The 24,513-nt window shown below is 49.2% G+C and carries 25 protein-coding genes; 24 read left to right on the forward strand and 1 reads right to left on the reverse strand.

Annotated features, from left to right (window positions below; translation table 11 throughout):
* Positions 1-44: 44 nt before the first annotated feature.
* From prfA to GZZ87_RS05075, 3 genes are all read left to right on the forward strand, one after another.
* Positions 45-1,133: a peptide chain release factor 1 gene (gene prfA, locus GZZ87_RS05065; RefSeq protein WP_162026115.1), complete on the forward strand. Its 1,089-nt coding sequence runs from the start codon at positions 45-47 to the stop codon at positions 1,131-1,133.
* A 98-nt stretch (positions 1,134-1,231) separates the two neighbouring features.
* Positions 1,232-2,086 (forward strand): peptide chain release factor N(5)-glutamine methyltransferase, encoded by an 855-nt coding sequence (gene prmC, locus GZZ87_RS05070; RefSeq protein WP_162026114.1) that lies wholly within the window; start codon positions 1,232-1,234, stop codon positions 2,084-2,086.
* 410 nt (positions 2,087-2,496) lie between these two features.
* Complete coding sequence (locus GZZ87_RS05075; RefSeq protein WP_162026113.1) at positions 2,497-2,712, forward strand: hypothetical protein; 216 nt, start codon at positions 2,497-2,499, stop codon at positions 2,710-2,712.
* A gap of 85 nt (positions 2,713-2,797) precedes the next feature.
* On the opposite strand, the gene GZZ87_RS05080 is transcribed toward GZZ87_RS05075, so the two are convergent.
* Positions 2,798-3,604, reverse strand: coding sequence for a FecR domain-containing protein (locus tag GZZ87_RS05080; RefSeq protein ID WP_162026112.1), 807 nt, complete (start codon positions 3,602-3,604; stop codon positions 2,798-2,800).
* A 393-nt stretch (positions 3,605-3,997) separates the two neighbouring features.
* Here GZZ87_RS05080 and hisA point away from each other — a divergent pair, with 393 nt between their 5' ends.
* From hisA to GZZ87_RS05185, 21 genes are all read left to right on the forward strand, one after another.
* The gene (hisA, locus tag GZZ87_RS05085) at positions 3,998-4,774 is read left to right on the forward strand and encodes a phosphoribosylformimino-5-aminoimidazole carboxamide ribotide isomerase (RefSeq protein WP_162026111.1); all 777 of its coding nucleotides are present in this window, start codon (positions 3,998-4,000) and stop codon (positions 4,772-4,774) included.
* A gap of 226 nt (positions 4,775-5,000) precedes the next feature.
* Positions 5,001-5,270 (forward strand): hypothetical protein, encoded by a 270-nt coding sequence (locus GZZ87_RS05090; RefSeq protein WP_162026110.1) that lies wholly within the window; start codon positions 5,001-5,003, stop codon positions 5,268-5,270.
* A gap of 246 nt (positions 5,271-5,516) precedes the next feature.
* A complete protein-coding gene (locus GZZ87_RS05095) occupies positions 5,517-6,062 on the forward strand; it encodes an ArsR family transcriptional regulator (protein ID WP_162026109.1) in 546 nt (181 codons plus the stop codon).
* A 662-nt stretch (positions 6,063-6,724) separates the two neighbouring features.
* Positions 6,725-7,081: a four helix bundle protein gene (locus GZZ87_RS05100; protein ID WP_162026108.1), complete on the forward strand. Its 357-nt coding sequence runs from the start codon at positions 6,725-6,727 to the stop codon at positions 7,079-7,081.
* A gap of 132 nt (positions 7,082-7,213) precedes the next feature.
* Positions 7,214-8,725 (forward strand): MraY family glycosyltransferase, encoded by a 1,512-nt coding sequence (locus tag GZZ87_RS05105; RefSeq protein WP_162026107.1) that lies wholly within the window; start codon positions 7,214-7,216, stop codon positions 8,723-8,725.
* Between the two features lie 985 nt (positions 8,726-9,710).
* Positions 9,711-10,001 carry a nucleotidyltransferase domain-containing protein gene (locus GZZ87_RS05110; protein WP_162026106.1) on the forward strand — a complete coding sequence of 97 codons (291 nt, stop codon included), beginning with the start codon at positions 9,711-9,713 and terminating at the stop codon, positions 9,999-10,001.
* Positions 9,991-10,329, forward strand: coding sequence for a DUF86 domain-containing protein (locus GZZ87_RS05115; RefSeq protein WP_162026105.1), 339 nt, complete (start codon positions 9,991-9,993; stop codon positions 10,327-10,329). The genes GZZ87_RS05110 and GZZ87_RS05115 overlap by 11 nt, the downstream gene beginning before the upstream one ends.
* A gap of 453 nt (positions 10,330-10,782) precedes the next feature.
* Entirely contained in the window at positions 10,783-11,073 is a 291-nt protein-coding gene (locus GZZ87_RS05120) for a DUF2442 domain-containing protein (RefSeq protein ID WP_162026104.1), read from the forward strand.
* A gap of 644 nt (positions 11,074-11,717) precedes the next feature.
* Positions 11,718-12,785, forward strand: coding sequence for a GDP-mannose 4,6-dehydratase (locus tag GZZ87_RS05125; protein WP_162026103.1), 1,068 nt, complete (start codon positions 11,718-11,720; stop codon positions 12,783-12,785).
* A gap of 309 nt (positions 12,786-13,094) precedes the next feature.
* On the forward strand, positions 13,095-14,330 hold the full coding sequence (gene rfbB / locus GZZ87_RS05130; protein ID WP_162026102.1) for a dTDP-glucose 4,6-dehydratase: 1,236 nt from the start codon (positions 13,095-13,097) through the stop codon (positions 14,328-14,330).
* Positions 14,331-14,380: 50 nt separating this feature from the next.
* The gene (locus GZZ87_RS05135; protein WP_162026101.1) at positions 14,381-14,704 is read left to right on the forward strand and encodes a four helix bundle protein; all 324 of its coding nucleotides are present in this window, start codon (positions 14,381-14,383) and stop codon (positions 14,702-14,704) included.
* A 160-nt stretch (positions 14,705-14,864) separates the two neighbouring features.
* Positions 14,865-15,728 carry a glucose-1-phosphate thymidylyltransferase RfbA gene (rfbA, locus tag GZZ87_RS05140; protein ID WP_162026100.1) on the forward strand — a complete coding sequence of 288 codons (864 nt, stop codon included), beginning with the start codon at positions 14,865-14,867 and terminating at the stop codon, positions 15,726-15,728.
* Between the two features lie 48 nt (positions 15,729-15,776).
* Positions 15,777-16,865, forward strand: a complete 1,089-nt coding sequence (locus GZZ87_RS05145) for a DegT/DnrJ/EryC1/StrS family aminotransferase (protein ID WP_162026099.1) — start codon at positions 15,777-15,779, stop codon at positions 16,863-16,865.
* Positions 16,866-16,872: 7 nt separating this feature from the next.
* The gene (locus tag GZZ87_RS05150) at positions 16,873-17,343 is read left to right on the forward strand and encodes a MaoC family dehydratase (protein WP_162026098.1); all 471 of its coding nucleotides are present in this window, start codon (positions 16,873-16,875) and stop codon (positions 17,341-17,343) included.
* Positions 17,336-18,175 carry an aldolase/citrate lyase family protein gene (locus tag GZZ87_RS05155; protein ID WP_162026097.1) on the forward strand — a complete coding sequence of 280 codons (840 nt, stop codon included), beginning with the start codon at positions 17,336-17,338 and terminating at the stop codon, positions 18,173-18,175. The genes GZZ87_RS05150 and GZZ87_RS05155 overlap by 8 nt, the downstream gene beginning before the upstream one ends.
* Positions 18,159-19,073, forward strand: coding sequence for a CoA ester lyase (locus GZZ87_RS05160; RefSeq protein ID WP_162026096.1), 915 nt, complete (start codon positions 18,159-18,161; stop codon positions 19,071-19,073). The genes GZZ87_RS05155 and GZZ87_RS05160 overlap by 17 nt, the downstream gene beginning before the upstream one ends.
* Before the next feature lie 36 nt (positions 19,074-19,109).
* Positions 19,110-19,772: an acetyltransferase gene (locus GZZ87_RS05165; RefSeq protein WP_162026095.1), complete on the forward strand. Its 663-nt coding sequence runs from the start codon at positions 19,110-19,112 to the stop codon at positions 19,770-19,772.
* Between the two features lie 21 nt (positions 19,773-19,793).
* Positions 19,794-21,257 carry a lipopolysaccharide biosynthesis protein gene (locus GZZ87_RS05170; RefSeq protein ID WP_162026094.1) on the forward strand — a complete coding sequence of 488 codons (1,464 nt, stop codon included), beginning with the start codon at positions 19,794-19,796 and terminating at the stop codon, positions 21,255-21,257.
* A 37-nt stretch (positions 21,258-21,294) separates the two neighbouring features.
* Positions 21,295-22,434: a TDP-N-acetylfucosamine:lipid II N-acetylfucosaminyltransferase gene (locus GZZ87_RS05175; protein WP_162026093.1), complete on the forward strand. Its 1,140-nt coding sequence runs from the start codon at positions 21,295-21,297 to the stop codon at positions 22,432-22,434.
* A 319-nt stretch (positions 22,435-22,753) separates the two neighbouring features.
* A complete protein-coding gene (locus GZZ87_RS05180; RefSeq protein ID WP_162026092.1) occupies positions 22,754-23,824 on the forward strand; it encodes a hypothetical protein in 1,071 nt (356 codons plus the stop codon).
* A 59-nt stretch (positions 23,825-23,883) separates the two neighbouring features.
* On the forward strand, positions 23,884-24,483 hold the full coding sequence (locus GZZ87_RS05185) for a CatB-related O-acetyltransferase (protein WP_162026091.1): 600 nt from the start codon (positions 23,884-23,886) through the stop codon (positions 24,481-24,483).
* Positions 24,484-24,513: the final 30 nt, after the last annotated feature.

Here is a 24,513-nt window from a genome sequence, read left to right on the forward strand (position 1 = left end):
ACTCGCTTTTCTGCAACGCATTAAAGAAATCATCCACTGGTTATATGCATAAAATTCCTGATATCGCACCGTTCCGCGCCAAGCTTGCTAACTTGGACGCTCAAATCGCTGAGCCTAATTTCTATTCTGATCAACGCCGCGCTGCTGAAGTCGGCCGCGAGCATCAGCGCGTCACCAGTCTGATCGAGAAATTTGAGGCTTTTAATGCAGCCAATAAAGCGATCGCTGAAAATGAGGCGATGATCGCAGATAAAGAGACCGATGAGGAGATCCGCGAAATGGCGGAAGAAGAGCTCGTCGAGCTTCGTGGTCAGATCGAGACCTTGGAAAACGAAGTGCTGCGTGCGATGATCCCACCTGATCCGACTGATAGTCGTAACTCCGTGATGGAAATCCGCGGTGGTGCCGGCGGTGATGAAGCCAATATTTTTGCGGGCGATCTCTTCCGCATGTATAGTCGTTACGCAGAGCGTCGCGGCTGGAAGGTCGAAGTAATGAGCACGAGCTTGGCCGATACCGGCGGCTACCGTGAAATCATCTTCAATATGACGGGGGAAGATGCTTACAAATATTTGAAGTTCGAGAGCGGTGTGCACCGTGTCCAGCGCGTGCCAGTCACCGAAACGCAAGGCCGTATCCACACCTCGACTGCTACGGTGGCTGTGCTACCGGAAGCGGAAGAAGTGGATATCGAGATTCGTCCACAGGATTTGGATATTGCGACCATGCGTGCGTCTGGTGCAGGTGGTCAGCACGTCAACACGACTGACTCCGCTGTGATGATGACCCACATACCAACGGGGGTGACCGTGTATTGCGCAGACGAACGCTCGCAGATCAAGAATCGTGCCAAAGCTTTGACGGTGATGCGCTCTCGTTTGCTCAAAGCAAAAGAGGATGAGGAACATGCGAAATACGCTGCCGAGCGTAAGGGGCAGATTGGCACTGGCGACCGTTCGGAGCGTATCCGCACCTATAACTATCCGCAAGGTCGTCTCACGGATCATCGTATCGGACTGAGTCTTTCCTTGCCGTCAGTGATTGATGGCGATCTTGGCGATGTGATCGATGGTCTGCAAAATTATGACTACGACGCCCGTATTCAGAATTTGTTGAAGTCACAGGAGGTGTAAGAGGGCTGAGAGCTGAGACTTGAGGGCTGAGAGCTGAGACTTGAGAGTTGAGAGTTGAGAGCTGAGAGTAGAGACCTGAAAATAAATAGAACGCACGGATGTCATTATTAACCATACGCGAAATCAAGGAGCGCACGGAGGCTTTCTTTAAGTCCAAGGGTGTGCCGAATGCGCGATTGGATACAGATACACTGATAGCGCATTCGCTCGGGATGAAACGGCTGGAGTTGTATCTCGATCTCGACCGACCGCTGACGGAAGCACAGCTCGTTGAGCTGCGCCCGCTAGTCAAGCGCCGAGCTGATCGCGAGCCGCTGCAATACATTGTCGGCACGGTCGATTTTTGTGACATGGAGCTGAAGGTGGACCCGCGGGCGTTGATTCCACGCTACGAGACCGAGGAATTGGTGGAGCTCGTGTGCGAGGCATTAACTGAAACGCCTAACGCAATTTTAGATTTAGGAACTGGAAGTGGCGCGTTAGCTTTAGCGTTCGCCAATAAGTATCCTGAGGCGGCAGTGGATGCCGTTGATTTCAGTGCTGAAGCGCTTTCGCTCGCAAAGGAGAACGTCGTTGCACAAGGACTGGATGCCCGCGTTACGCTACACGAGGGCAGCTGGTTGTGTCCTTTGGGACTAGGTGAGGAGCGTTACGACCTGATCGTCTCGAACCCCCCGTATTTGACAGAGGAAGAAATGACGACTGCCGAGCCGGAAGTCGTCGCGCACGAGCCACATGGTGCACTCGTTTCCGGAGCCGATGGCTTGGATGACCTGCGCCTGATTTTTAAAGACGCCGCTGCGCATTTGAAGCCCGGCGGTTTGCTCGCCTTAGAGACGGGCATTGCGCAAACCGAAACCTTGAACGCACTCTGCGAGGCAGCAGGCCTGAAGGGGGAGAGCCTCGAAGACCTGTCCGGGCGTCCGCGGTTTTATTTCGCGAGGAAGGGCTAGCGTTGCAAAAGCGGTAGTGCGGTGAAAATTCCGACCGCGCCTGAACACTTGTAACGAGTTCAGGCAATAATACCAACATGCGACTAAAACTGGTAAAAAGGTTTAACCGCAGAGATCGCTGAGTGCGCCGAGGAGATGGGGAGGGCTGCGTGAAATGCTCTGCGTCAGCTCTCGGCGTGCTCTGCGATCTCTGCGGTTAACAAATACAGCTGAAAAGTATTCACAGTGGTCTTCCCTTCGATGGCTAGATACTACCAGTTTTAGTCGCATGTTGGTATTAGACCACACCTCACTCAGCCTGGGTTGCCAGTCCTCCACGATGTGGCGATTGTATGGTTTATTGCCGTTTGCGTAATATGGGAATTGTTCTGCCAAATGTGCGTTGTTGATGGTTCGTCTCAGAGCCTCCAATGAGCATCGCCTTTGACTTTGTGCAGTTGGAGAAGTTGCAAGCATCCACTGGAAATGTCGAAGAACCGTATTCTAACGACGCTTTTAAGGATCAACTGCAGGGCCCGACGCAGTGCTTAGAATTGAAACCACTCGCTTCCGGCTTCTTTGCACTACGCCGTGACGAGTCGCTAGAGGACATTGAGATCACAGAGGCGCTGTTGTCTTGGCGGTAGCGGTTCCGAATCGCCCGACCTGACCAATAAAAAACCCCGGCGAACCGGGGTTTTGAAAAGAGATGACTAAAAGCTTTATTTACCTTTAACCCTCTGGGCTGATTAACTCCACGTCTTCTGCATCCGGATCTGTATCAGTTTCAATGATAATGGTTGGAAGACCGGCATGTGGCGGGATGTTCTTCACGAAATTAACGATTTCCTTGAAGTAAGGGTCGTTCTCGGAGAGGCGAACGATGATGCTATGTGCTGGTGGGACCGCGTATGTGTCCGGGTTTTTGGCGCCAGGGGCGAATCCAACGGTGCTGACGTTGCCACGACCAAATTCGACCGTTCCAGCGACACGAGAAATGAGGTCGACTTTGCCGTCCTTATTTTGAACGAAGAAGACCAGTTCGCCGCGAATTGAATCGAAATAAAGTCCCATCACGAAGTTAGTGCCACGGATCGCAGCGGTGCCGAGCGGAGATTCGACGAAGAATTCGGAGCCTGGGCGAAGCTTTTTGACGTGTCCGGAGACTTTACCGTAGCTCAGTTCAAGCAATGCTTGTGACTTGCTTGGGTCCGCTTGGAGTTGCTCGTAGCTTTTATTGCCGCTGAAGGCATCTTGCGTGAGCTCAGCGATTTTTAGGCTAGAGTCTGCTTCTACGACGAGTTCAGAACCGTTGGAGAAAACGAGGAGTGCGTTGCTCAATCCTGTGGTGGTGACGCTGTCGCCTTGCTTGAGGATTGTGCCGACTGTGAGCGGCGTTTCGACACCATCTTCGGCGTGGCTCGTGACCGTGCCTGTCACACTCAGCACTTTAGCGCTGGCGAGTTGGGCTGCATTAATTGTGAGGGCGCTTAAGCCGAAGAGGGCAAGCAGCACAAGATAGAAGCGGGTGTTTTTCATAATAAAGTAATGTGGAAACAGATGGTTTAACTACTGCAACCTATTTTTTATCGCGTTTTATTCAAGCTTTTTCCATGTGGAATTCTACGATGGCTACCTTGACTCACGTGTAACCATCATTTGAGCGCTTTTGTCGTGCATACGCACCGCCTCATGGGGCAGCTGTCAGAGGGTGTTCAGTCGTGTTGCCTTGCCTGAAGTCGTCGCCAAACTGTCCGCGTGTTTCCTCGTTTGTTTCTTCACTGGCCCAGAGGGCACTCAGTTCGACAAGCTCAGTCACCCCTTCGGGACCAAGTCGGCAGACCTCCCAGACCATCTACGCGCTACTCGCGCTCCGTCAGCTTTTCCACTTTTCAGCTTTCAGCATTTAAGTTTTTCAGCTTTGCTCCTGAAATGACTCTATTCCGTCCCTGTATCGATCTTCACGCTGGTAAGGTAAAACAAATCGTTGGCGGCACTTTAAGCGATGACGGTGCTGGCCTACAGACGAACTTTGAGAGCGATCGCCCAGCAGGCTATTATGGGCATCTCTATCAGAAGGATGCACTCGTAGGTGGGCACGTGATTAAGCTCGGGCCTGACAATGACGCCGCCGCTCGTGAAGCGTTGGCGGCATATCCGCGCGGTCTGCAAATTGGCGGCGGGATTCATCGCGAGAATGCTGCGAGTTGGCTGCAGGCGGGCGCGAGCCATGTGATCGTGACCTCGTGGCTATTTGATAAAGACGGCCATTTTCGGCCAGAGCGCTTAGATGCGCTGGTTGCTGAAGTGGGCAAGGAACGCTTGGTGCTCGACTTAAGTTGCCGTGCAGACGGGGATGGTTGGATCGTGGCCATGAATCGCTGGCAGACACCGACCGATCTGCTAGTAGATGCGGGGACGCTCAATGACCTGGCGTATTCGTGTGACGAATTTCTGATTCACGCCGCGGATGTTGAAGGCAAATGCGAAGGGATTGATACGCGATTAGTCGAGTTTCTCGGAGCGCATGCAACGATTCCGGTCACATATGCTGGAGGCGTGCACGCCTTTGAGGATTTGCAAAGCGTCCAGGATCTAAGTGCTGGTAAAGTCGATCTCACGATCGGCAGCGCACTCGACCTCTTCGGGGGTAACAAAGTGCGCTATGAAGACTGCGTTGCCTGGAATCGAGAGCACGCGAGTTGTTAGTTGAGTGTTGTTCGTTGAGTGTTGTTTGTTGTTGCTTGACCGAGATCCTTTTTAGTTGCGTCGCAGTAACCAGCCCTCAGCCCCTCAACCCCTCAACCCCTCAGCTCTCAGCTCTCAGCTCTCAGCTCTCTTTTAGAGTTGGCAAACACTGAAAGGCTAGACATTCCAGTCCATCTTCTTTGACGCACAGTGCTTTAAAGACTCCTAAAACTTTTTATCTTTCTTTATGGAACTTCTGGATGTTGGTTTCGCTATTCTCCTTATTAAAATCGTCATTTGCGTGATGCCTGGCGTGCTCGGTATTTTCTTTATTGCGAGTTCAGAGGAGACAAAGCGTGGTATGCGCAGCGCTCTATGTAATCAGTTGTTCGGAATCAGTAATGTGATTCCGTATCCTAAATTTGCCCGGTTTCTGTATATTTCCGGCACGATCTTGCTCTTTATTAGCATCACGTTGAGCTGGTTCCTCCTTTTACGGAGTTTCTTTGAGGGCTGAGGGCTGAGGGCTGAGAGGTGAGAGGAATACTGTGCGGAATTTAAAGAAAACGGCAGCACAAGCAGCCGATCCTACTTAACCACTCATCTGCGTTGTTCCGCTTTAACCATTGCGTGAGCTTTGCTCGTTACTCGACAGATTTTCAGTCAGTTCGCTTTGTTCAAAAAAACTTGAACAAAAAGTATTTGCCTGATCTTATCAACCCCTCAACCCCTCAACCCCTCAACCCCTCAACCCCTCAACCCCTTGCCTACAGATGTTACAGCCACCCCTGCCGCGCTCTCGCCGTGGGAGACTTCGACGATCGAAGTCTTTATCCGTGCGGCCAGTTTGATTGGGTTACCACGTTCGGTGGGTGAGATTTACGGCTTTCTGTTTTGCGCGCAATCGCCGCAGACCTTCGATGAATTGGCGGAGCGTCTAGGGATCAGCCGAGGTTCGGTCAGCCAAGGACTCAAATTCTTGCGTCAGTTGGGTGCGGTCAAGGTGCACTATGTGGCCGGCAGCCGGAAGGATCACTATCAGCCCGAGCTATCCATGAAGCGCTTGGTGCATGGCTTTGTGCGCGATCAATTTTCGCCGCATTTGGAATCTGGTGGCGAGCGCCTCGATGCGATCGATGCCCTCATCGAATCTGAGCCAGATCCAGCACTGCGAGCGCACGCCGCTCAGCGAATCAATACCTTACGCACCTGGCAGAGCCGCATGCAAAAGCTCATGCCCATCGTCATGGCCGCACTCGGCGGCGCCAGCTTCTTCAATCAACCCAAAGATGCTCCAGAAATTATCTGAAATGCTGAAACATGGAAACGCTGAAAACCTGAAATCTAGAAATACTGAAAACCTGTCTCCTGAGTTGCTTCGCTCAAACCGCTTATCACCACTCATCATACGTTTATAACAGACGCTTTTAATCAATATCCATCGTGCTCAGATAAGCGTCCCATCAGCGTAAATAAGCGGTTAGGACTACAGCGCCTGAGCAGCATGCCTAAGCCGCGAACCAAACCTCACTTCCAAGTTTCCCAAATCATAAGCATCTAATTTTTTCACCAGTAGCGCCAACCGCGTGAGACGAAGTCTTTTACGCGGTTCATCGCTCATAAACTTAAGCCTCATCCATCACCATTCACATTTATTGACGTTCATTAACGGTTAACACTTTTTCATCTACCACGTGGCGCACCGCGCTTTACCTGGCAGTCATCGCGGCCCTGCCGCTTCCATAGCCAAATGCATCAGCCATTAGCTATTATTCATCAGTCATCGCACCGAAGGTGCCATCAATTATTACGGCTCTGCCGTTTGCGAAAGTCTCGGAAAATTCCCGAACGACCAAGGGCGGAAGCGTCGCCGCTTGCGGCGATGAAATGAGGCTTAGAGGTTGCAGCTGCGCTGCGGTGAGAGGCGAGGGGATGATGGGGGAGGCAGGATAAGGCTAAGAGCCGTCAATTATGACAGGATTTAAGTCACTTGAAGTTTGGAAGTTAGCGAAGCAGCTCGCAGTCGATACCTATCAGTTTACTAGAGATGGGCAGATTAAAACAGACTTCGGTCTAGTGGATCAGATGCGTCGAGCTGCGGTGTCGATTGCCAGTAACATTGCAGAAGGGGATGAGCGGAATACAAATAAGGATACCATACGATTCTTCTATATTGCCAAAGCTTCAGCCGCAGAACTGTATACCCAGATTGAAATCGCCGAATCCATTTACGAATTAGACATGAATCAGAGTGCCAAGTTAAAAGCGACCTGCGATCAAATGGCTCGAATGCTCCGTGGCTTGATTAAAGCCAGGTCCTTAAATTAAAAAGACCCTCCCTCCTTAACCTCTAAGCCTCTAGCCTCTTAACCTCTTAACCTCTGAGCCTCTAGCCTCTAGCCTCTAACCTCTTAACCCCTTAACCTCTCACCGCGCCTTCGGCGCTCCAGCTTCGCTGGTATGCTCTTCCCTCTCCTATTTTTTATTCTTCTCGGATGCTTTGCCTCATGGCTTGTGATCCACTGCTTGCTTGCGGTTGGTTTCGGCCAAGGCGGGGATGGCGAAGTGCAGCATCACCACACGCACACAGGCGTCATCCCGCGCATCGGTGGGGTGGGCCTGATGGCGGGCTTTGGTCTGACCTATTTACTGTGCTTTTATCAGCTCAATCCCGATGATAATAAGACGATCCTGCACTTCGCGGTGGCGGGTGGGGCTTTTGGCGCATTTCTCTTAGGCTTTATCGATGATTTTCGCCCGCTCGGTGCGAAGGTGAAGCTGCTCGCTCAGATCCTGATCGGGGTAGCGGCCTATAAGTGTGGGCTATCGATTGATCGAGTGGGCATTCCATTCACCGATACGATGGTCAATCTCGGAGTCTTCGGGATGTTCCTGACGGTCGGCTGGTTCGTTGCGATCATGAACCTGATCAATTTGATCGACGGGCTCGATGGCCTGGCCGGCGGGGTCGGGCTGATGCTCATGGCCTTGCTGGTCTATTTGAGCATTCAGCGCGGGATTGCCTTTTCCTCGATTCTCTCACTTGGGATGATTGGAGCGATTCTGGGATTCCTCTTTCATAACTTTCCACCCGCCAAGTGCTATATGGGCGATTCCGGCGCTTACATGATCGGCTATGTCATTGCCGCGCTGTCCTTGTTGAATGCAGAAAAGGGTGCCGTGCTCGCTGCACTAATTGCACCTGCCTTGGCCTTAGCTTTACCGATTGTCGATGTGGCCTTTGCGCTCCTGCGACGTGCAATCAAGGGCCTGCCGCTGTTTCGTCCAGATCGCGGGCATATCCACCACCGCCTAATGCGGACGGGGCTATCGCGCCGCAATACCGTCCTGGTGCTGTATGTGGTTTCCCTGTTCGCGCTCGTTGGCGGGCTGCTGGCTTTTGCAGATCGTGGGCGCTACTTGCCGATCTTTTTGGGGTTCGCGTTTGTGGTGATTCTTTTTGCGCTACGTGGACAGAAGATCTCTGCAGCCAGTGTGCGTGTCTTGCTCACAGATTCATTACAATCGCGTCAGGATACCCGTAATGCGTTGTATTTGAAGAACTGGCTCGTCGTCGAAGCCGAGCGGGCGGACAGTGCCACGCATTTGTGGTCAGACTTTCGCTTTGTGCTGAAAAAAATGGGCTTCTGCCGAGCCGAGCTCAAGCTAGGCGAGGAGACACGCGATTTCTATGTGCCGCATACGCCACATGACGATTTGGAGCTGCTCTGGAAAGAGACACATCGCACCGCAGGCGAGATCCCAATGGAGCTCACCCTTTACGCCGAGAAAGATAACTTTTCCGAACACCAATTCACCCTCGCCACCGATATCGCCGCCGAGGCATTGGGCAGTGCCCGCACTAAGTGGAAAGATATCAACGGCAGCCCGATGGACTTCGACTCCGTCGCCAAAGAAGCGACCGACTATCGGAAGCAAAAAGCCCGGAATCTGTATCGCCCGACGTATTAGCGGCTGCGCCGCTGTTTAAGTGGAGCGCGGTGCTTCAGCCCGCGAACCGAGCCTAGGATGAATCAGGAGTATTTTTATCCCGCTAATTAACTCTGATTATACGCTGATTTTGAAGAGAACCTTTCGCTTAGATTACCCCACTCATCAACTTAACCCCTTCACCTCTCAATCTGTATCGCGTGGAGCAAAGCTCTTTTACGCGACCCTTTTTGCGGCCACACAACAACACAACCCCAGTCAGTGTCTCCAAATCACATCGGATAAGCTTAAGAACCCATCGTGCTGGTTTAAGCGCTCGTTAAGCGCAGTTAAGCGGACCAAACCGCAGAGCCAAAGACCACAACCCAAGTCAGTGTCCCGAAAATACGTCAGCGTAAGCAAATTAGCCTGCCGCGAAATCGCGTGAGGCATCGCCTTTGCGCCTTTTTGCGGCCACACAACAACACAACCCAAGTCAGTGACCCCAAATCACATCCGTTCAGTTTAAGAACCCATCGTGTTGGTTAAGCGTAAGTTAAGCGTGATTAAGCGGACTAAAAAACAGCAAAGCCAACGCCCAGAACCGCGTAGACCGCAGCAGGCTTATTACCTCTAGCCCCCTAACCCCTTGTCCCGGCGTATTGAAAAGAAGCCGGATCACTCAACCCCGTTGCTCCCTGCCTATCTTTATATTTGCGTTTGGTGCCCATTTTTCACCCCCCCTTCACTTCACTCAGGGCACGCTAACGCGCACCATCTCCGCGCTGCTCGCGCTCCGTCCAATTTTCCCAGTTTCCGCGTTTCCAGTTTCCGTGTTTCCGTGTTTCCGTGTTTCCGTGTTTCCGTGTTTCCGTGTTTCCGTGTTTCCGTGTTTCCGTGTTTCCGTGTTTCCGTGTTTCCGTGTTTCCGTGTTTCAGCATTTCCAAGTTTCAGCATTTCTTAAGTCGTCACTCCAGTTCTGCTGGTTGTTGCTTGTCATCTCACATTCCTCAGCTAGTTTGAACGCATGAAACAAGTTGCGGAGATTCGCCACGCCTTAGCTGAGCATCACGAACAGCTGCAGGCTTTACATGTCGCCAACCTGTGGTTGTTCGGTTCCGCAGCACGCGGTGACTCTACCGCTAAAGATCTGGATTTTCTAGTCGAATATCAGGAAGCGACTAGTTTGGTCGAATTTGTAGAGTTGAAGTTGCTATTGGAGAAAGTTTTTCAAATGGAAATAGATTTGGTTAGCCGTGGTGGGTGCCGTGAGCGATTCTTACAGGTGATTCAAGACGATTTACAACATGTCGCGTAATTCCGATTTATACTTGTTGGATATTTTAGATGCCGGACAAGCGATACAAGACTACGTGAAGGGCTATGATTACGAAACCTTTGCAGCGGATCGAAGAACGCTTGATGCCGTAGTCCGTTGTTTTGAGGTGATCGGCGAAGCGGTGAAGCATTTGCCTGAAGAGTGGAAGGCTGAACATCTAGAAATTCCTTGGCATGCGATTGCTGCATTTAGGAATATATTGGCACATGCATACTTCAATGTGGATGCCAGCATTGTTTGGACGAGCTTACAGCGTGATCTTGAACCTTTACTCGGAGCCTGTGAGCAACTGCAAAAAAGTAAGTGACGGCGCACTGTCCCAGTTTCCGTGTTTGTTCCTTCACTTGCCCCAAGGGCACCCAGTTCAGTCACCCTTCGCTCCGCTCAGGGCACGCTAACGCGCACCATCTCCGCGCTACTCGCGCTCCGTCCAATTTTCAGCTTTTCAGAAGATTTCGCCACCGCCGATGCAGTCGAGCTCCTAGCCGTGCTAAGCTGAGCAACATCACAATAATCGCGTGCGCGCAGCGTTTTACGCGACCAGTTTTCAGTGTTTGTTCCCCCCAAATCACCCACTCATCAACTTAACCCCTTCACCACTCAATCTGTATCGCGTGGAGCAAAGCTCTTTTGCGCGACCCTTTTTGCGGCTAATTCAACCCATCTTTATAATTTGCGTTTGACCTCATTTTTTCTCCCAGACTTGCCGAATTGGTCGAAATTAATAAAGTAACCCTCATCGAATCGTGGAATAAAGTTCATGGATAATTCAACTCAAGATTTCATTGGGACGGCTGTCTCGTTTAAAAACGGAATGGTTCAGTTGGATTTAGCGGATGGTTCGGCTCATGCCTTTCCGGTTCAGTATTATCCACGTTTATGCAATGCCGCATCGTCCGATCTGGCTCAAGTTTGTCTGCGAGTGGGTGGACGTGCATTGCGATGGGAGGCACTAGACGAAGACATTTGGGTGGCGGATGCCGTGTGTCAGAAGTATCCCAAGCAATCAGTTCCAGCCGTTGCCGAGCCGCAAGCACCCTACGGGAAATAAGTCAGTCGATCGGTCAAGCCTCCCTTTTTCAGCTTTCAGCGTTTCAGCTATTTCATATTTTCAGGTATCCCAGACCGCTGCGCGGGTCCGCTTACCCACGCTTATGTCAGGATCGCCAACCGGCCGATCCGATCACTCTCACTTTCACTCGCACCGCTTCTTTTCCCCACAGAACCTTAACCACGTGGGACGAAGTCCTTTACGCGGCCACTCCAGCGCAGCCCGCACTCTCACCCTCACTTTCACTCTCACTCCCCCTAGACCGCGACCGCGAGTATATCTGCAGTGTTCCGAGCCTGTCTTCAGGCGACAAGACCGGGCCTATGCAAAAGCACAATAATTAATTCCCATAGGAACCGGACCGTATGCCTGGGAGTGCTACCAAGCACTCGGCCTCGACATTCCCCACGATCCTCGCGGCTTCATCGCACCCGCGGATTTCGCTAGCGACCCGAAGATTGAATGCCTTGGGGTGCTCAGCTGAGGCGCGGCTCAGAGTGAGGAGTGAGAAGTGAGGAGTGTTTGAGTGGTAGCGTTTCCAGTTTTCCGTGTTTCCAAATTTCAGCTTTTCAAAAGCCCACTATCACTCAGCCATCGGCTGAATCACTCTCACTCCGGCTCTGCCGGACATCACTAAATTTTCCATGAAAATTTTACTCACAGGCTGTGCCGGCTTCATCGGCTCACACACACTCGATCGCCTCCTTGCCGACGGCCACCAAGTCATCGGCGTCGATAACTTCGATCCGTTCTACGACCGCGCACTCAAGACCGCGAACATCGCAGCTCATTTGGACAATCCCAACTTCGAACTTCTCGAAGCCGACCTAGCCGAACCAGGAACCGACCAAAAACTCAAATTCCTAGCAGAGGGCTTTGGTCAGAAGACAGAGGACAGAGGTCAGAAGACAGAAGACGGAGAGCAGAAAACAGAGGAGGTTTCAGGTTTTCCGCTTTCCGCTTTCAGTGTTTCCGCATCTTTCGATGCGATCATCCATCTCGCCGCCAAAGCCGGCGTGCGTCCATCGATCGAAGACCCCGTCGGTTATCAGCGCGCCAATGTCATCGCGACGCAGAACTTGCTGGAATTCGCGAAGGAGAACGACATCAAGCAATTCGTCTTTGCTTCCTCCTCATCGGTGTATGGCGTGAACCCCAATGTGCCATGGAGTGAGAAGCACGATGTCTCCGGGCCGATCAGCCCCTATGCCAGCACCAAGGTCAGTTGCGAACTCCTTGGCCATGTCTATAGTCATCTGTATGGTATCCGCGTGCTCGGGCTTCGTTTCTTCACGGTTTACGGCCCTCGTCAACGCCCTGATTTGGCAATCAATAAGTTTGCGCGCCTGATCGAAGCCGGCGAGCCGATCCCAGTCTTCGGCGACGGCTCCACTCGCCGCGACTACACATTCATCGCCGATATCGTTGAAGGCATCCTAGGCTCCTTGCATTACACAGGCTCGAACTACGAAGTGATTAATATCGGCAACGACCAGACCGTCACGCTATCCGAGATGATTGAGACCATCGAGGAAGTCGTGGGTAAAAAGGCGATCATCGATCGTCAACCCGAGCAACCCGGCGACGTGCCTCAGACCTGGGCAGACGTGAGCAAGGCAAACAAGCTCTTTGGTTACAAACCAACCATCTCTTTCAAGGATGGCGTCACTAAGTTTTATGATTGGTGGCGTGATAATCAGCCAGTTCTGTAATGCTCATGCTTTGTTCTTTCAGCTTTCAGTGTTTCGCAATTTCATCTTTTCAAATGACGTCACTGACGTAGTGCGAGAAGCACGAAGATGGTAAATCGGAACGATTTGCCCGGAACGTAGTGAAGGGTGAGTGAAGCGGGTGCCCTTTGGGCGGCGAAAGGAACAATTCTATGAATGGCAGAAAGCCAAACAGTCGTTTTAGTTCTCTCGCAAAGTGCTGAGCACTGGCGGCAATCAATATCCGAGGCCGCACAATCAACAAACAACTTTGCGTCGCCATTATTCATCATCCATTAGTCATTAAATTTTATGAGTAAAATTTTAGTCACAGGCGGATCCGGTTTCATCGGATCGAATCTCGTTCGTCTTCTCGTAGGAGAAAAAGGCGAATCCGTCATCAACCTCGATAAGCTCACATATGCCGGCAACGCCGAGTCACTCGCCGACCTCGAAGGCAACCCGAACTATACCTTTGAGCAAGTCGACCTCTGTGATGCCGCAGCCCTCAACGCAGTCTTTGCAAAGCACCAGCCCGACACGGTCATGCACCTCGCCGCTGAGAGCCACGTCGACCGCTCCATCGACGGCCCCGGAGAGTTCATTCAGACCAACATCGTCGGCACTTTTAATTTACTTCAGGCAAGCTTAGCCTACTGGCGCAGCTTGCCTGAAGCAGTTCGAGTTTCGAGTTCGAGTGTGGAGTCTGACTCAGAGTCCGAGAGTAGTTCATTGCTCGAACTCGAAACTAGTAACTCGAACGACATGAAGAAATCGGATTTTCGATTTCTTCATGTGTCTACCGACGAAGTCTACGGCTCACTTGCATCCGACGCGCCTGGCTTCTCTGAAACGCACGCTTACGACCCGCATTCCCCGTATTCCGCATCTAAAGCTGCGTCCGATCACCTCGCACGCTCCTGGGCCGATACCTACGGCTTGCCAGTATTAGTCACGAATTGCTCAAACAATTACGGGCCGTATCAATTTCCAGAAAAGCTGATCCCTGTCGTCATTCTCAAATGCCTCCGCGGCGAACCAATCCCCGTTTACGGTAAAGGCGAAAACATCCGCGACTGGTTGTATGTGACCGACCACGCCGAAGCACTCTACACCGTCGTCACCAAAGGCCGAGTGGGCGAGACCTACAACATCGGGGGTAATAATGAGCGGACGAACCTGGAACTCGTTCAATCGCTCTGCCGATTAATGGATGAGTTGCATCCTAAGGATGCAAAGTTCGAGTCACAAGTTGCTAGTTCGAGCGATGCAGAAATCAAAGACTCACAACTCGAACAACCGCAGAGCGGTTCGCTCTCGAACTCTGTCAGTTACGAACGATTGATCACTTTCGTAACTGACAGACCCGGTCACGACATGCGCTACGCGATCGATCCCACGAAGATCCGCGACGAACTCGGCTGGGAACCCAAAGAAGACTTTGAAAGCGGTTTTCGTAAAACGGTAAAGTGGTATCTCGAGAATCGTCAGTGGTGGGAGTCTATCCTGGATGGTTCGTATCAGTTAGAGCGTTTGGGGGAAGGCTGATTAAGGATTGTTGATTGCGGATTAATGAAATCCAAATGATCATTGAGAGAATGAAGACACATCAAGACTTTGAAGAGATGGAAGTGTGGCAGGATGGCCAAGATCTGGCCGTTTCAGTTTATACTGATTTCGCAGCAGTGAAGGACTATTCGTTTTGTGATCAAATCAAGCGAGCAGCGGTTTCGGTCAGCAACAACATTGCGGAAGGAGCTGAGCGGGCCACGAACCCCGAGTTTGCCAGGTTCCTTGACATTGCAAAGGGATCTTCTGGTGAAGTGAGAAGTATGTATCGCCTCGCCCAGCGGTTGAAAATGATAGAGTTTCGGTCGTCGATGAACGCTGTGGACAATGTAAGAGTATTTCCCGTCAATTAGGGGGCTTTGCTAAATACCTTCGTCAGACTAAAAAGTAGGCCTTTCAGGAGTAAATAACCCGTCATCACTAATCCCTCATTGGGAATCTTGAATCAATAATCAGCTCTCCATCATTTGTAATCAGGAATCCCTAATCTTTAATCAATAATCTACGATCTTTATGAAAGGAATCATACTCGCCGGCGGTGCCGGCTCCCGCCTCCACCCAATCACACTTGCCGTATCGAAGCAGCTCATGCCGATCTACGACAAGCCGATGATTTATTATCCGCTGTCTGTCCTCATGCTGGCTGGGATTAACGAAATACTGATCATCACCACCCCTGAGGATCAGGCTGCCTTCAAGCGTTTGCTCGGCAATGGTTCTGAGCTCGGTTGCCGATTCGAGTATACCATTCAGGAAGTGCCCAATGGGCTCGCTCAGGCTTTCGTGCTTGGTAAAAAGTTTATTGGTGACGACAAGGTCGCCCTAGTGCTCGGCGATAATATCTTCTACGGTTCCGGTTTTGGTGAATTAGTGCGCCGCAATACCGATCCCGACGGTGCCGTCATTTTTGCCGCTCCGGTGCATGATCCTGAACGCTATGGTGTCGTCGAGTTTGACGATCAAAAGAATGCCATTTCTCTCGAAGAGAAGCCGGCCGAACCCAAATCAAATTTTGCCGTTCCTGGACTTTATTTCTATGATAATGACGTGGTTGAAATAGCCGAAACCATCGAGCCTTCTGCGCGTGGTGAATACGAGATTACAACAGTCAATCAAGTTTACCTTGAGCGTAAGATGCTGAAGGTCGGCGTATTCAATCGCGGTGTTGCATGGCTCGATACGGGCACGTTCGCCTCCCTTAATGAAGCCTCTACCTTTGTTCGTGTGATCGAAGAGCGGCAAGATACCAAAATTGGCTGTATCGAAGAGGTCGCCTACTACTCCAAGTTTATCACTAGTGAACAGCTCATGGGGTTAGCTGAGAAATACGCCAAATCCGGATACGGCGATTATCTTAAGCGTGTTGCCACACTTTAGGGGCTCGAACTAAAAACTATACACTCGAACAACTGCTTCGCAGTTCACATGAAACGAATTAACGTAACAGAACCTTTCCTCCCTCCCTTTGAAGAATACGTAGAGTATCTCAAAGGGATTTGGGAGCGCAATTGGCTGACAAACCAAGGGCCGCTGGTTCAAGAGTTTGAGCAAAAGCTTCAAGCCTATCATTCGCTGTCAACACCAGTGCATTGCGTGACTAATGGAGCACTTGGGTTGCAGATCGCACTCAAAGCGCTCGATGTAAAAGGGGAGGTGGTCACCACACCGTTTTCCTACGTTGCGACGACAGCTTGCCCGTTATGGGAAGGCTGCACAGTCAAGTTTGCCGATATCGAACCCGATACACTGACAATTGACCCGCAAGCGGTTGAAGCTGAGATCACTTCAGAAACGGAAGCAATTCTTGCGACACACGTGTTTGGCAACCCCTGCGATGTCGAGGCACTTGATGCGCTCGGGGCAAAACATGGATTGGCGGTTATTTATGATGCAGCACATGCTTTTGGTGTGACTTACAAAGGAAAGAGTATTTTGGAATATGGCGATGCCTCTATGGTTAGCCTGCATGCCACGAAGTTGATGCACGCCGTTGAAGGCGGCTTTATCGTCGCCAAAGACTCTGCGGTTTCCGAGAAGATGGAGTGGATGCGTCGCTTCGGGCATAAAGGCACGGAGGCGTTTCATGGCGTCGGCACCAATGCAAAAATGAGTGAGTTACACGCTGCCATGGGCTTGTGTAATTTAAATCATGTCGAGGAGATTCTAGGTAATCGAAAGGCGGTTTGCGATGCCTTCGATAGGGCCTTCAGCTTTCAGCCCTCAAGTCTTCGAGCTCTTGTTTATCGTCAGGGGGCATCCAGAAACTATTCTTATTACCCTGTAATCTTTGAGTCTGAAGCAAAACTACTGAAGGCCATGGGAAAAATGAACGATTCCGGGATCTTTGCCCGTCGCTATTTTTACCCGAGCTTGGAGCACGTGCTGACTTCGATGGTGGGAGAAGTCACCGAGGTATCTAGAAATATAGCAAGTCGGATCGCTTGTCTTCCTCTTTCGGCGACTCAAGAGCAGGCGACAACTGAAGAGATTCTTTCAATACTTTTAGCAGAATAAAAAATCAATGAACCCAATTAAAGAAATTCCATTCGGGCGCTACTTCGAAGATTTTGGAGCAGGCGCGATTTATCATCACAGTGTGCGTAAAACCATTACCGAGAGTGATAATAACCTATTTAGTTTACTCACGATGAATCACCATCCGGTTCATCTTGATCAGCAGTATGCGGAGCAGGCGCAGCATGGTCAGGTGTTAGTCGTTGGCACACTGGTCTTTTCACTGGTGGTTGGCTTGACAGTTGCGGATATCAGTGGTCGGGCAGTGGCAAACCTCATGTATGAAGCTGTAAATCACGATGGCCCTGTGCACCTCGGAGATACGATTCATGCGGAAACCGAGGTCCTAGAGATGCGTGAAACGAATAGCCGCAATGATCGCGGCATTGTTTATGTCGAGACGCGCGCCTTTAATCAGAAGGATGAACGTGTGCTGACTTTTCGTCGCCGTGTGTTAGTGCCTAAGCGCAATGTTTGATCGCTCTTATCATTTCATCCCAGCGAATCGGCCGAAGCTGTTTGATCGAACCGACTCTTTGGGGGCGGATGTGTATGTCTTCGATCTGGAAGATGCCGTTTCGCGCGACGAAAAGCCGGCGGCTTTGGCTTCATTTGAAGCATGGGTGGGGAAACAAGAAGATTTAAGTAAAGTTTTCATTCGGTTGAATGGTTGTGACGATTCTCTTGCGGCGTCCGAACGAATCTTGATTGGAAAATACCCGCAATTGGGGGTCGTCTTGCCAAAGGTTACCTCTGCCAAAGCGTTAACACAGTCTGTCGATTTTTACCGATTTGATCGCTCTCGCCGTATTATCGGGCTGATTGAAGATGCTGCTGGGCTCAACGCATTAGATGCAATCCTTGAACTCAAAGTTTTGCGGGCGGTGGGGCTTGGATTGGAAGATTTTCTCAGTCATTCCATCTTTGAAACTTCACAGCTGGAAAAACTGGTCGATCACATCCGAAGTAAGATTGCACTGGCCGCATTGGCCTATGGGATTGACGCCATTGATACGATTTCCACCGATATCATCGGTGGGCCGCAATTGAAGTCTGATATCAACGATGCCCGATCGGCAGGTTTTAATGGGAAATTCTCCATACATCCGAGTCAAATTAGTCCGATTAATAAGGGATTTTCTCCTTCTGAAGCGGTTTTAAATAAAGCGGCTTCGATCACTGAAAATTGTAATTCTACGGATATCGAATCCGGCTATTTAAAAATCGCCGGAGAGATCATCTCGCCCCCGAAACTCAAGAAACTTCAAACCATTCAGCAATTTAGCGATCATCATGGACTTACAAGATAACAAGGAAACACGAGGTAGTTTACGTAGCGCGATGTTTGTGCCCGGCTTCACGCGTAAATTTCTCGATAAAGCCGTCAGTTTTCGTGCGGACGCGCTCTTACTTGATTTGGAAGATTCTGTGCCTGAACCCTGTAAAGATGACGCCCGAACATACATACGGGAATACTTGGATCAAAACAAATTTCCGCAGCAGACATTCATTCGCGTGAATGACATTGAGTCCGGATTGTTGACGAAGGATTTGGACGCCACTATTCATGAAAACACAACTGGTTTCATGTTTACCAAAGTGCGGGATGAGAACGATATTATCTATTTCGATAAGCTGCTGACTCAGTATGAGCACGACCACGGATTCCCTGTTGGAAAATTCAAAATGCTTCCATTGATTGAAATGGGCTCCGCGATTCTACGTGCTCATCAGATTGCGACCGCTTCTACACGTATGATCGGCCTCGCATTTGGTGGAGAGGATTACCTGACCGATTTGGATGGTCTGCACAAAGAGCACGGCACAAGTTTGATCGTGCCACGCTCCTTAATTGTGATTGCGGCTCGCTCTGCACACATGGACGTGCTCGATACGCCGTTTCTTGATATCCGTAACCCTGAAGGCTTCCGTCGTGAGGTTGAGCAGGCGCGCGAGCTTGGATTTTCCGGTCAATTGCTACTGCACCCCACTCAAATTGATGTGGCGAACGAAGTCTTTTCCCCCTCTGAAGAGGATATTTCAGAAGCGAAGCGTATCATGGATGCAATTCGAGAAAGCAGCGAAAAAGGACAGGGGACGACATTGTTGGACGGCAAGTTAGTCGGCCCACCAATGTGGAAACGTGCGACTAAAGTTCTAGCGAAGGCCGAACGTATTGCACTCGCACAACGAGGACATATGAAGTGAATTTTTTTAAGATAATAATCAAATAAAGGATAAGTTATGGCAGACACTAATGTAATTATGTTGGGCGGCAGTGGAATCGGAATGATTGCATCTTCGATCTTGGATCGCGTCGGAGGTTTCCGTATGTGCGGTTTTCTTAATGATGTCGTTCCAGTTGGAACCGAAATCGGAAAATACAAGAAATATCCCGTTTTAGGGCCATCGGAAGACATTCATGATTTAATTAAGAAATATGATGCGCGTGTGTTTATCGCCTATATTGGAATGACCAATGAGCGTGAAACCACGAGTAAGCTGAAATCGTTGAATATCCCTAAGGATCGCTTATTGAGTATCATTGATCCCACGGCTGTCATTCCTCAGGATTATTGTCAGATTGGAGCAGGCTCTTTGATATGTCCGTTGGCACAGTTGAGTGCTGACACCACATTAGGGGATAATTGTATTATGCTTCCCAACAGTTTTGTCGGCCATGATTCTGTATTAGAGGATTATGTCTCCATTGCCAATAATGCCTGTATCGGAGCGAATGTTCGGGTTGGATATGGCACGCATGTCGGAACCAATGCTTCTACGCGCGAGAAGATTACTATTGGGAAATATTCCGTAGTAGGAATGGGCTCTGTCGTGCTGAAGGATGTGCCTGAGGGCGGTGTCGTTATTGGTAATCCAGGGAAGATACTTCGTGTTCACGAATAGCTTGTGGGGAATCTAGGTTCATTGCGTCAGCAAGCCACTTCAGGTGTTATCTGGAGTGCCTTTGAACGCTTCGGGCAGCAAGGCTGTGCTTTTATTGTGCAGCTTGTGCTGGCTCGACTATTGGCCCCGGAGCAGTTCGGTCTTATCGCGATGGTTGTGGTCTTTATTGTGATCAGTCGCGTGGTGGTCAATGCAGGCTTTTCTCAAGCGATTGTTCAACAGAAGACTGTGAGTGCAGTTGATTTGTCGACTGTGTTTTATACAAACATGGTGATTGCGCTGTTGATGGCGTTACTCCTTTGCGGGGTTGCCCCAATGATTGCTATTTTCTACGAGCAGCCATTGCTTGTTCCAATTTTACGCTGGCTATCGTTATCGCTGATTTTTGGAGCATTGGGTGGAGTGCATCAAGCGTTGATACAACGTGCGATGGACTTTAAGAAATTATGCTACGTGGGCCTGCCTACCACTTTTCTTGCTGGTTCAGTGTCAATCTACCTAGCGTGGAATGGCGCTGGAGTTTGGGCATTAGTCGTATATCAAATTTTAGGTGCAGTATTGAGCTCAGCGTTCCTCTTCGTTGTCTCAGGGTGGCGCCCTCAATTGCTTTTTTGCTTCGGCAGTCTTGCCAGGATTTTTCCTTTTGGATGGCGTTTGGCCGTGTCAGGAGTGCTCGATCAAGTATTTCAAAATATCTATGTTTTAGTCATTGGAAAGTGTTATTTACCGATTGAAGTGGGGTATTATCAACGCGCAAAGGGGTTTCAGCAGTTACCGATGACTAATATGCAGGCGATTCTTGGCCGTATCGCCTTTCCTCTGTTCTCGACATTACAGGATGAGCCTGAACGAATGCGTCGTGGGTTGAGTAAAGCTGTGCAATTAGGTGCTTTGATTGCCTTTCCATTGATGGCAGTTATGTATGTTGTCGCGGAGCCCATGATAGTCTTACTGATTGGAGATAAGTGGCTGCCTTCGGCTGAATATTTGAAATTACTCTGTATTGTCGGCGCACTCTATCCGCTACATGCGTTGAATTTAAGTGCGTTGATGGGACTTGGTCGTTCTGATCTGTTTCTCCGACTTGAAATCATAAAGAAGGTGATGGTTCTAGTTAACATCCTACTGACTTATCGTATAGGGATCACTGCAATGATCTATGGTATGATTATAACTTCATTCTTGGCGTTGTTCTTGAATACTTATTTTTCAGGACGATTTATCGGCTACACATTTGGCCAACAAATACGGGATGTCCTGCCAATCGCACTCTTAGCTCTAGTGATTTGGGCAGTTGCAGGGTTTGTGTTATCACTATTCCCTATATTCGATCTCATTGGACTGGTGTCGTCTCTTATGGCAGCGATTTTTGTGTTCACGTTTGGATTGCGCGCTGTTGCTTTAGGGGTTCATGGAGAATTGAGGACTGTTTTGTCGCGAGTTCCGTGTGGATCCTGGCTTGGTCGGCTAATATTTAGTCGTTGAGTAGTGCATTCTTAATAAGATAATTGATTTTTAGAGTATGTTTTTACATTTGATTTTTAATGAGTCTAAATTTCCTCAGCGAATAAAAATGCGTTTTGAGCGAGTATCGCCAAACCAGCATTGCTATGTTGTCTTGAGACACCCAGGCACTAAGTCCGTCGCGGGAGATGATTTTCAGTCAGTCTGTAATCCCGAAGAATTAGCGGTGATTGTTGGGGCTCGAAATGATTGGGAGGGGGTCATTCTAAATGGTATGCTGGCGCACTTGGCCGCGTATCTCGGTGTGCTACCCCCTGATGTCAAATGCGCCTACTATCTTTGGGGCTTTGAGGCTTATGGCCTCCTTCAATCGTCCCCGACATATTTACTTCTTCCACGAACTGCGCAGTTAACTTTGACTCTAAAAGCCCGTTTACGATGGTTGGTTTATGGACTATTGGGCCGTCGCCGTCGCTTGAGGATCTGCGCTAAAGCTGTCGCAACTCGTATTGACGTTGCATTGTTTCCTATCCATGAAGAATTGGAAATGTTGAAGCAAAAACGACTGATTCATGCCAATACCAAATGTATTACCGGAATGGTCGGGATGGGGATGGATCAAGCCATCGAAATTGGTAAGCGAGGTTCATTGGGAGAATCGATATTACTCGGGAATTCATCCGCAGTGACGAATAACCATATTGACCTGTTTTACGATATATATGAAAATGTGAAATTGGAAGAAGGTCAACAGATCATTGTTCCTTTAAATTATGGCTCAACGAAGGAATATCGTGATGCCGTGATACAAGCTGGACATGAGCTGTTTGGTGATCAATTTGTTCCGATCACGGAATTCATGGCATTGGATGACTATCATGAGCTCTTGATGCAGTGTGGACATGTGTTTATGAATCATTGCCGACAGCAAGCTCTTGGGAATACCCTCATGACTCTATCGATGGGTGCGACTGTTTATTTGAGGCCAGAGAGCACTGTCTCAATTGCATTAAAGCGCCTAGGGTTTCATTTTTGCGATATCAAAGGTATTGTGGGCGCAGGTTCAAAAAAACGTAGATTACTCAGTATTAGTGATGATTGCGCTCTCGAGAACAAAGAACTCGTTCAACGGCACTTTAGCGTCGAACTTAGTTTACAGCGGACAGTTGAATTACTGGATTTCATGAGGCAATCATAGCTGGGGTGATGATGGATTACGTGTCCGTGATGGTATCGATTAGAAGGGTAGTGAAATTAGATTAAAAACGATTTATTTTGAGGTATGTATCGTTGAGTTCATAGAGACACTACGGTCTGGTTGCAGTTTCGGGGAACTGTAATGTGTTTTTAATTGGTAGTAAGCCAGTTCTACCACATTCGCGATCGAGTTGTGTCATGATAATTTTAGTTTGTGCTTCGTCCTTATTTCGGGATCTTCAGATTTATAGCGTATGAGTTTACCAGTAATAGTAGTCGCGGGATACAATCGACCTGGTTCTTTAAGCCGACTTTTGAGCATGTTAAATTATGCCTTTTATCCATCTGGAGGGGTGAGATTGGTGATCTCAATTGATGGTGGCGGCAGTGATACTGTCTGTCAGTTGGCTGCCGATTTTGAATGGAAGCATGGAGAAAAGGAAGTGATTCTTCACCCTGCAAATATGGGGCTGCGGAAGCATATTCTGAGTTGTGGAGATCTAACGAAAAAATACGGAGAGATTATCATGCTTGAGGATGATATTGGGGTTTCGCGGTATTTCTATGAATACGTATTGTGCTCACTTCGTCAGTTTTCTGATTCTAAAGTAGTGGCTGGCATTTCTTTATATAAGCATGCAATCAATGTAAATTGCGGTGCTCGGTTTGAACCGGTGAGTAATGGTGTTGACTATTTCTACATGCAGTTTCCGCAGTCGTGGGGGCAAGTGTGGACATGTCAGCAATGGGAGTCATTTCGAGCTTGGTATGATATCGACGCCAATCATACAAAGGACTTAGATATTCCAGAGTATGTATCTAGGTGGCCTGAATGCTCATGGCTTAAGTATTACCTTAAATACATGGTAGATGAGTCACTCTTCTTTGTGTATCCTAATGTCTCTTATTCGACTAATTTTAATGACACTGGGACAAATGTCGGGCGGGCTAATAATACATACCAACTTCCGCTGGCGGAATGCTGCTTACCTATGACGTTGGATGACTCGCAGGCGCTTTACTATGATGTATATTTCGAAATGACAGTGGAGTCTTTATCGAAGTTGGACGCCCCACTGGCACAAAATGTAGATGTTATGGATTTGTTCGGTTGTCGTGACTTAACGAGATACCCACCAGAAGCGTCTATTTTAACTGTTCGGGAGTGTATTGATGTATCTGCAACTTATGCGTTGCGACTGAGGCCTCGTGTGATGAATTTACTTCTGAAGTGCGAGGGGGATGGTATTTCGTTGGGGCAGGTATCTGGAGTTCGAGAGACAAATGGAGTGTTACGTGATTTTATGTATGATTTGCGATGGCTTGGTGGCAGGAGAATGATTCCCGTTATCTACAATTTAATTGTTCAGAGGCTACTGCGATGGTGGTAAATTATATAAGACGATACCTGTCTGATCCCAGATTAGTAATAGAGGATCGAAAGAAGCATGTGAAGCTCTGCTTCTCTTCTAATGCATTTAAGGCGATCTTCGAAGGTCGTAGCAAAATCTATCCGCTTGCAAATGTCAGAAGCTCTAAGATCGGTTTTGGTTCGTATATAGGCCCACGTAGCTTTCTCCCTAGTAGTCATATTGGGCGTTATTGCTCTATTGGTCCAGATGTCATGCTGCTTCCTGGGACGCATCCATTGGATGGCCGTTTATCAACGCATCCATGTTTTTATTCAAAGATGGGGCAATCGGGTTTTACTTATGCTGACAAGCAACTGTTTGAGGAATTTAGTTATGTGGATGACGAGAGATCCTATTATCTGGAAGTTGGCAATGATGTGTGGATCGGTGCGCGTGCCATTATTGTTGGAGGCGTGCGAATTGGGCACGGTGCAGTCATTGGGGCAGGAGCTATCGTGAATAAGAATGTGGATGATTATTCAATAGTAGCTGGTGTGCCAGCAAAGCATATTCGGTATCGTTTTTCAGAGAGTAAGCGTGGGCGACTTTTGGCGGAAAAGTGGTGGGAAAATGATGAGAAGTGGATACGTGAAAATTTGGATAGATTTGAACCAAACAATGGAGATTTAGATTCGTAGTGCTATTTGCATCTCTGAGTGAATTATTTG

Source organism: Lentimonas sp. CC4 (genome assembly GCF_902728235.1).
In the GTDB taxonomy this organism is placed as follows: domain Bacteria; phylum Verrucomicrobiota; class Verrucomicrobiia; order Opitutales; family Coraliomargaritaceae; genus Lentimonas.

Coding starts and splice junctions, on each gene's coding strand:
- GZZ87_RS05125 (WP_162026103.1), top strand. CDS start 11,718: ATGAAAATTTTACTCACAGGCTGTGCCGGCTTCATCGGCTCACACACA.
- rfbA (WP_162026100.1), top strand. CDS start 14,865: ATGAAAGGAATCATACTCGCCGGCGGTGCCGGCTCCCGCCTCCACCCA.
- prmC (WP_162026114.1), top strand. CDS start 1,232: ATGTCATTATTAACCATACGCGAAATCAAGGAGCGCACGGAGGCTTTC.
- GZZ87_RS05180 (WP_162026092.1), top strand. CDS start 22,754: ATGTTAAATTATGCCTTTTATCCATCTGGAGGGGTGAGATTGGTGATC.
- hisA (WP_162026111.1), top strand. CDS start 3,998: ATGACTCTATTCCGTCCCTGTATCGATCTTCACGCTGGTAAGGTAAAA.
- GZZ87_RS05115 (WP_162026105.1), top strand. CDS start 9,991: ATGTCGCGTAATTCCGATTTATACTTGTTGGATATTTTAGATGCCGGA.
- GZZ87_RS05105 (WP_162026107.1), top strand. CDS start 7,214: ATGCTCTTCCCTCTCCTATTTTTTATTCTTCTCGGATGCTTTGCCTCA.
- GZZ87_RS05100 (WP_162026108.1), top strand. CDS start 6,725: ATGACAGGATTTAAGTCACTTGAAGTTTGGAAGTTAGCGAAGCAGCTC.
- GZZ87_RS05135 (WP_162026101.1), top strand. CDS start 14,381: ATGAAGACACATCAAGACTTTGAAGAGATGGAAGTGTGGCAGGATGGC.
- GZZ87_RS05075 (WP_162026113.1), top strand. CDS start 2,497: ATGAGCATCGCCTTTGACTTTGTGCAGTTGGAGAAGTTGCAAGCATCC.
- GZZ87_RS05090 (WP_162026110.1), top strand. CDS start 5,001: ATGGAACTTCTGGATGTTGGTTTCGCTATTCTCCTTATTAAAATCGTC.
- prfA (WP_162026115.1), top strand. CDS start 45: ATGCATAAAATTCCTGATATCGCACCGTTCCGCGCCAAGCTTGCTAAC.
- GZZ87_RS05120 (WP_162026104.1), top strand. CDS start 10,783: ATGGATAATTCAACTCAAGATTTCATTGGGACGGCTGTCTCGTTTAAA.
- GZZ87_RS05150 (WP_162026098.1), top strand. CDS start 16,873: ATGAACCCAATTAAAGAAATTCCATTCGGGCGCTACTTCGAAGATTTT.
- GZZ87_RS05080 (WP_162026112.1), bottom strand. CDS start 3,604: ATGAAAAACACCCGCTTCTATCTTGTGCTGCTTGCCCTCTTCGGCTTA.
- GZZ87_RS05110 (WP_162026106.1), top strand. CDS start 9,711: ATGAAACAAGTTGCGGAGATTCGCCACGCCTTAGCTGAGCATCACGAA.
- GZZ87_RS05145 (WP_162026099.1), top strand. CDS start 15,777: ATGAAACGAATTAACGTAACAGAACCTTTCCTCCCTCCCTTTGAAGAA.
- GZZ87_RS05175 (WP_162026093.1), top strand. CDS start 21,295: ATGTTTTTACATTTGATTTTTAATGAGTCTAAATTTCCTCAGCGAATA.
- rfbB (WP_162026102.1), top strand. CDS start 13,095: ATGAGTAAAATTTTAGTCACAGGCGGATCCGGTTTCATCGGATCGAAT.
- GZZ87_RS05160 (WP_162026096.1), top strand. CDS start 18,159: ATGGACTTACAAGATAACAAGGAAACACGAGGTAGTTTACGTAGCGCG.
- GZZ87_RS05165 (WP_162026095.1), top strand. CDS start 19,110: ATGGCAGACACTAATGTAATTATGTTGGGCGGCAGTGGAATCGGAATG.
- GZZ87_RS05155 (WP_162026097.1), top strand. CDS start 17,336: ATGTTTGATCGCTCTTATCATTTCATCCCAGCGAATCGGCCGAAGCTG.